This window comes from Alphaproteobacteria bacterium (genome assembly GCA_019695395.1).
In the GTDB taxonomy this organism is placed as follows: domain Bacteria; phylum Pseudomonadota; class Alphaproteobacteria; order JAEUKQ01; family JAIBAD01; genus JAIBAD01.
In genome coordinates, this window is sequence record JAIBAD010000020.1 from 25201 (window position 1) to 32567 (window position 7367).

The 7367-nt window shown below is 31.0% G+C and carries 4 protein-coding genes; 2 read left to right on the top strand and 2 right to left on the bottom strand.

Annotated elements, in window-relative coordinates:
• Window positions 1–15: 15 nt before the first annotated feature.
• Window positions 16–2766 (bottom strand): [protein-PII] uridylyltransferase, encoded by a 2751-nt coding sequence (gene glnD, locus K1X44_04990; GenBank protein MBX7146646.1) that lies wholly within the window; start codon window positions 2764–2766, stop codon window positions 16–18.
• 176 nt (window positions 2767–2942) lie between these two features.
• On the opposite strand from glnD, the gene K1X44_04995 reads away from it, so the two are divergent.
• The gene (locus tag K1X44_04995; GenBank protein ID MBX7146647.1) at window positions 2943–3533 is read left to right on the top strand and encodes a hypothetical protein; all 591 of its coding nucleotides are present in this window, start codon (window positions 2943–2945) and stop codon (window positions 3531–3533) included.
• Here the strand turns inward: K1X44_04995 and mutS are convergent.
• On the bottom strand, window positions 3530–6142 hold the full coding sequence (gene mutS, locus K1X44_05000; GenBank protein MBX7146648.1) for a DNA mismatch repair protein MutS: 2613 nt from the start codon (window positions 6140–6142) through the stop codon (window positions 3530–3532). The genes K1X44_04995 and mutS overlap by 4 nt on opposite strands.
• 262 nt (window positions 6143–6404) lie before the next feature.
• Here mutS and K1X44_05005 point away from each other — a divergent pair.
• Window positions 6405–7367, top strand: a 963-nt coding sequence (locus K1X44_05005; protein ID MBX7146649.1) for an NADP-dependent malic enzyme, incomplete at its 3' end; no start/stop codon positions are given.

Below are 7367 nucleotides of genomic sequence, written 5' to 3' on the forward strand. Positions count from 1 at the left end.
AATATCAAAAACATATTATTCCATTCCTATAATAGCTTGGTGTAAATGAGCATATAAAGAATCTAAGCGTAATTTATCCTCTATTTTTAATCCAAAATGATCCTTAAGGTAAAATACATCAACCGCTCGTGTTCCATAAGTTGCAATTTTAGCATGAACTATCTGTAAATTAAGATTTGTAATAGTAGAAGTTAAAGCATAAAGAAGACCAGGTCTATCAGAAGCTGTAACTTCTACTATAGTATGCAAAATATGCGTTTCATTATCAATAAAAACTCCCGCTTCTATCGTAAAAAGTTTTTGGGCTTTTAATAGAGAGTTATGAAAAGATTTTGTAGGTAACATTTTAAAAGAAGATTCATCAAATTTTTCAAGTGATTGTAAAATCCTATTTAACCTATCTGGATGATCAAAAACTTTTCCTTCAGCATCTTGAATTGAAAAGATATCAAAAACCATTCCATTAGCTAATGTAAAAATTCTTGCTTCAACAACTGAAGCACCTAAAGATGCTATAATACCAGCAACCCGAGCAAAAAAACCCTGGCAATCTGATGCACAAATCATTATTTCTGTTACATCTTTCAGTTTATCAATAAATTTTTCAACAGTTATTTGATGACTATTTTGACATGCCTTAATAAAAACAGGTAAATGTTTTTTAAACATATCTTTTGATAAAGACAACCAATAAGCATCAGGAATGTTATTTATAAAATACTCTATATACTCTTTTTCTTTTTTTAAGAAATTTAACCCATCAATAACATCTAAATTATTTAACATTTTTTTTAAATTTAAATGTTGATTGATAAAACCTCCCGTTAAATATAATTCTGTTCGATAATAAAGCGTAGATAGAAGATCATATTTCCATGTATTCCACACATTTGGGCCTACAGCAGATATATCGACAACAGTTAAAATAAAAAGTAATCTTAATTTTTCTAATGATTGAACAAATGAAGCAAAATGAATAATCGTTTCGGGTTGGTCAATATCCCTTTTAAAGGCAATATTACTCATTAAAAGATGATAGCGTACAAGCCATACCAAAATTTCAGTTTCACTTGCACTAAAGCCAAAAGTAGGTCCCAAAGTTTGGGCTATATCTGCCCCCATTTCTGAATGATCTTTTTGATATCCCTTAGCAATATCATGAAGAAAAACTGCTAAATAAAGAACACGGCGTAAAGAAATTTTACTTGCTAGTTCTGTAACCAAAGGTTCGGACCTTTGAAAATTTCCTATCATAATTTTTTGTAATATATCAATAGCTTTTAGTGTATGTTCGTCAACTGTATAATGATGGTATGTATCATATTGCATTTGTCCCACTGCGTTATAAAACTCGGGGATGAATTTACTTAAAATACCTGTAACAGTTAAAAGCTTTAAAGTTTTATTAGGTGATTTTTTTGATGTAAGAATATTTAAAAAAAGATTTTTGATTTGCTTATCTTGACTGTTTCTTCTTTTAATTTTAGTAAAATTTTCCATAAGAAAACGCAAATTTCTTGGATGTACCTTAAGATTATGTTCATGCGCTGTTAAAAATAATTCCCATAACATAATTGGATTCTTAATTAGTATATCTTCTGGATCAATACCCAAATATTTACCATCAATATAAAATTGATTTATTTTTCTTTGAAAAAGACCAAATGATAAATTTTCTGATAAAAATTTTAATTTATACGTTGTTTCCAAGGTTGCATTAAAAATATCAAATAAATTTTCTGTTTTATACACTAGGAGAAAAAAATCTTTCATAAATTTTTTTACTGCAGTTGTTTTTTTGGTCGTTTTATAACCTAAATAATTAGCAATATCCTGCTGCCAATTAAAAAGAAGTCTATCCTCGGCATGATTTGCCACGTAATGTAGATAACAACGAATTGTCCACAGAAAATTATATGATTTCTTATATAATATTATTTCGGCTTCATTTAAAAGTAATTTTTCTTGCAGTTTATCTAAATATTTTATTTTATAAAACCACTCTGCTATCCATAATATACGCTGCAAATCACGCAACCCACCTTTTATTTCTTTTACATTAGGTTGCAAATAATGATAAGATAATTTAATTGATAAATTTTTATTTTCTCTTTCTAAATGCTTTTCTTGAATAAAAATTAACTTTGATTCATTTGTATAGTTAGTAACAAAATTTTTTAAAAATTTTTTATAAAAGACTTTATTACCCCACAAGTATCTATTGTGTAAAAAAGTTGTACGTAAAACAAAATCTGTTTTAGCTTTGATAAAATATTCATCTTCACTACCAACAAAATGGCTTATTTTTAAACCTATATCCCACAATGTATAAAGAATAATTTTTATAAATTCTTTACAAAAATTATCTTGTTTGCCATGTGTAATAAAAAATAAATCAATATCCGAAAAAGGTGCAAGTTCTGAGCGGCCATATCCCCCAACTGCTATAACAATAAGATTTGAATTTATAGTTTTAATATTATTTTTATTAAATCTTTGTTCTGCTATTTTTAAAATGTATAAAATTAAATAATCTATTTTATAAGCATGAATATAAATTGCTGCAGAACCATTAATTTTTTTTTCAAAAAAAAGTTTTTTTATTTCTGTGTTAATTATTGTTAAATAGTTTTTAAGAGAAAATATAAAATTTTTACTTTGAAGTGACTCATCTAATAATTTACATATATTTCGCTTAGCAAAAATTTTTTTTAAATATTGCTTACCTAATGCGTCTTGATATGAAAGAATTTTTTTATTATTCAACCCTATTTCTCAATAAATTTATTAGAAAATCCTTCAATAGAATATTACTTTTTCCCCAATGAATTATTAAAGTTATTTTATAATTAGGTTAAAAATGCTGCTTTCAATCTTTTTATAGTATATACTAAATGTGAAATAAAACAAATTGCTATATTATGGTTATTAAGGATACAGATATGAAAATAAAACAAGAATTTTTATGGATGTTTTTTATAGTTACCAACATAGGAATATTAACATCTTGCTCTTCTGAGCCAATTCCAGTTCAAAATTCCCAAACAAATAAAATATTTTCTGAGCCGGCTCCGCCTACTGAAAATCAATTTGGCCCAATTAGTACTAGAATTTATTCTGATGTTATTGAAATCAAAGTCGTTGATCGCTATGGCATTACTGATGCCAATCTTACCTTACCTAGTGGCAAAACCATCCCTGCTCTTCATATTGATAGAACAAATTTTTCTGAACAAGTGCGGCGCCCTTCACGTGGTATTAGCCCTAGTTTTGGTATAGGTGTTGGGGTTTTTGGAGGTAGTAGTGGTGGCGTTGGTGTGGGTAGCGGTATTGGCATTGGTATTCCTTTAGGTTCAGGATCTGATTCTGATGATGATATGCTTGACTCCCCTCAAACACGTAGTGTAGCTGTCATTAAAATACCAGATTTAAATTTTTATAAAGAAAATTGGGAGAATTCTAAAATACGTGTTGGATTTTCTTCATTTGCCCACGATAATCGTGTTATTGAAGTGCCGGCACCCAAGCCTTAACTTTCTTTATTTTTTAAAATATCTTTAAGCATATAAATTGTATCTAAAGCTTGACGCGGGGAAAGTTCATCCACATTAATTTTATGAACAGCTTTTTCTAATTCTGATTGAGAAAAACTTGATGGTGATACATCAACTGTTCTAGATTGGAAAAGGGGGAAGTCCGGACCATCATTTTTTAATGATTTTAAACTTGCGTCACTTTCAAGATAGGTTAAAATTTGTTGGGCTTTGTGTAAAACAACTTTAGGTAGACCCGCTATTCTTCCAACATAAAGGCCATAAGAGCGATCTGATGATCCAGCAATAACTTCATGCAAAAAAACAATATGATCTTGCCATTCTTTAACTTTCATAGAATAACAAGCGAGTTTATTTAAAGAAGAGGTTAAATTTGTTAACTCATGATAGTGCGTTGAAAATAAAGTTCGACATTGATTGACATTGTGAAGATATTCCAAAACAGCCCAAGCAATTGATAAGCCATCGAAGGTTGCTGTTCCACGACCAATTTCATCTAAAATAACTAAGGAACGATTATTAGCTTGATTAAGAATTGAAGCCGTTTCGACCATTTCGACCATAAAGGTTGATTGACCTCTAGCTAAATCATCTGAAGCACCAACCCGGCTAAAAAGTTTTGTTATAATACCGATATGGGCTTTTTTTGCCGGAACGAAAGACCCTATTTGAGCCAAAATTGCAATTAATGCATTTTGCCTTAAAAAAGTTGATTTTCCTGCCATATTTGGACCAGTTACTAACCAAAGTTTTTGTTGGTCCCCTAAATCACAATTATTTGGAATGAATCTTTGCTGGTTTCTTTCCAAATACTCTTCAACAACTGGGTGACGACCTGCTTCAATTAAAAAAGCGGTACTTTCATCAACTATAGGTCTACAATATCTTTTTTCTTCTGCTAAAAAAGCAAGTGCTGAAAAAACATCCAAGGTTGCTAAGACATCAGCCAGTTCAGATAAAGTTTGTGAATGATTTTTAACACTATGTACAAGAGCATAAAAAATATGGCTTTCTAATTCTTGCACTTTATCAATGGCTGCATTTATTTTTTCTTCTAAAGCTTTTAAATCTATTGTTGTAAAACGCAGATTATTTGCCAAAGTTTGACGATGAATCAGGTGATCATAATAAGGTGACTTTTTTAATTTTTCTACTTGTATTACTGTTGCCTCCAGATAATAACCTAAAATGTTATTATATTTGATCTTGATGAATGGGGCATCAAATTGTTGTTTATATGTACTTTCTAATTCTAAAATTATTTTCTTTGAATTATCACGTACATTACGCCACTCATCTAATGTTTGATCATAACCTGCGGCAATGATATGACCATCCTTCAAAGTCATAGGAAGATCTATAATCAAAGCTTTTTCTAGCAAATCACAAAGATCTGAGTGGCAATCTAACACTTTTAATATTTTGGTAAAAAAGTCTGGTAATTCTTTTAACGATACAAAAAGAGATTGAATTTTTTTCCCAATGTTAACCGTTGTTTTGATAATTCCAAGATCACGTGGGCTATTCCGGTTAAGCATAAGGCGGGATAATGCACGGGGCATATCAGGATAATGTTTCAATATTTGTCGTAATTCTTCACGTAACTTCTTTTGATCAATAAAAAATTGTACTCCATCTTGGCGTTCCAATATTATTGAACAATCCAATAAAGGATGGTTTAACCATCCATGAAGCTTACGCCCCCCTGGATTCGAACAAGTATAATCTATAACAGATAAAAGATTACCTTCATCATTTCCTGCCAAATTTTTTGTCAATTCCAAACTACGTCTCGTGGCTGGATCTATATCCATAATTTGTTGATCAGTTTGGCGTTTTAAAGGTGATAAATAAGGCAGAGCATCTTTTTGAGTTTGTTTAAGATATTCAACAATAACACCAGCTGCTGATAATTCTAGTGATGTAAAATGGCCTAAGGATTTTAAATCTTTAAGTCCATAAATTTCTATCAATGTACGTTCAGCTCTAGCAATCCAAGTTGAAGGTATTGAAGATAAAATTAGTTTCCATTCATGTAAAAAATCTGGGCAATTTGGAAACAAAAGATCTTCTGAGATTAATAATTCACTTGGTATTAAGCGTGCTAAATGCGTGGATATTTTATCAACTGTTAAATTTTGGCTATAAAAATCGCCTGTTGAAATATCGAACCATGAAAATCCTATTTGGTCTTCTATTTTTACAAGTGCTGCTAAAAAATGATGGCTTTTACTTTGAAGTAAGTTTTCTTCAGTTAATGTACCTGGGGTAATAACTCTTACAACTTCTCTATTTACAACAGCTTTATATCCTCGTTTTTTTGCCTCTTGCGGGGTTTCGGTTTGTTCACATATAGCAATTTTTAATCCTTGCCTAATCAATTTAGGTAAATAGCTATCTACCGCATGGGCAGGAATACCACACATGGGAATATCTTCTCCTTCTTGCTTCCCACGTTTTGTTAGCGCAATCCCCAAAATTTGTGATGCTATCAGAGCATCTTCAAAAAACATTTCATAAAAATCGCCCATTCTATAAAAAAGTAAGTTATCAGGATAAAGTTTTTTTATTTCAAAATATTGAGCCATAGCAGGTGTAGCTGCTTTAATTTGTTGGTCAAATGTTTTTAAATTAATTAATGCCATTCATAAATTAACCCTTACAAATATTATTTACTCAACACATATTATTTATTTGTATGTCTAAATAAAAGAAAATATAAAAAGCAGAAGACGAAATTTTACTTTTAAGTTATTATCAGAAAATTTATTTTCTATCTAGAAATGTTTTATACAAGAATTCTATAAAAAATAAGTCTAAAAATTATATTATAATCAAGGATATTTAGGGATGGAACACGAACCAATTAAAGTCACAGATGATGAAGCTTTATCTTTTCATGCCAATGGGCGTGCTGGGAAAATTGAACTTGTTCCAAGCAAACCCTTAATTACACAGCGTGATCTAGCTCTTGCCTATTCCCCAGGTGTAGCTGTTCCTTGTTTAAAAATTCATGAAGACCCAAATTATGCTTATGATTATACAACCAAAGGCAATCTTGTTGCTGTTATTTCAAATGGAACAGCTGTTTTAGGATTAGGTGATTTAGGTGCCTTGGCATCTAAACCCGTTATGGAAGGAAAAGCTGTTTTATTTAAGCGGTTTGCCGATATTGATTCTATTGATTTAGAAATTGATACCCGTGATGTTGATGAATTTATTAATTGTGTGCGATTTTTAGGGCCAAGCTTTGGTGGGATCAACCTTGAAGATATTAAAGCACCTGAATGTTTTATTATTGAACAAAAATTACGCGAACTTTTACCTATACCTGTTTTTCATGACGATCAACATGGCACTGCTATTATTGCAACAGCAGGCTTTATTAATGCTTTAGAAATTACGGGAAAAGATCTTAAAAAAACACGTATGGTTGTAAATGGTGCGGGTGCTGCTGCTATTGCATGTGTTGAATTGATTAAATCAATGGGTATGCCCCATGAAAATATCATCTTGTGTGATACCCATGGGGTTATTTATCAAGGTCGTGATAAAGGGATGAATCAATGGAAATCAGCTCATGCTGTTCCAACAAAATTGCGTACTTTAGCTGAAGCTTTAAATCAAGCAGATGTGTTTTTTGGTCTTTCTGTTAAAGGGGCGGTGACCCAAGAAATGGTTAAAACTATGGCAAAAAATCCTATTATTTTTGCTATGGCGAACCCAGATCCTGAAATTACACCCGAGGACGTTAAACAAATACGTTCCGATGCTATCATCGCCACAGGTCGTTCTGATTATCCTAACCAAGTT

Bases quoted from the DNA above. Each gene is read 5' to 3' on its own strand.
- mutS (MBX7146648.1), bottom strand. From the start codon at position 6,142: ATGGCTCAATATTTTGAAATAAAAAAACTTTATCCTGATAACTTACTT.
- K1X44_04995 (MBX7146647.1), top strand. From the start codon at position 2,943: ATGAAAATAAAACAAGAATTTTTATGGATGTTTTTTATAGTTACCAAC.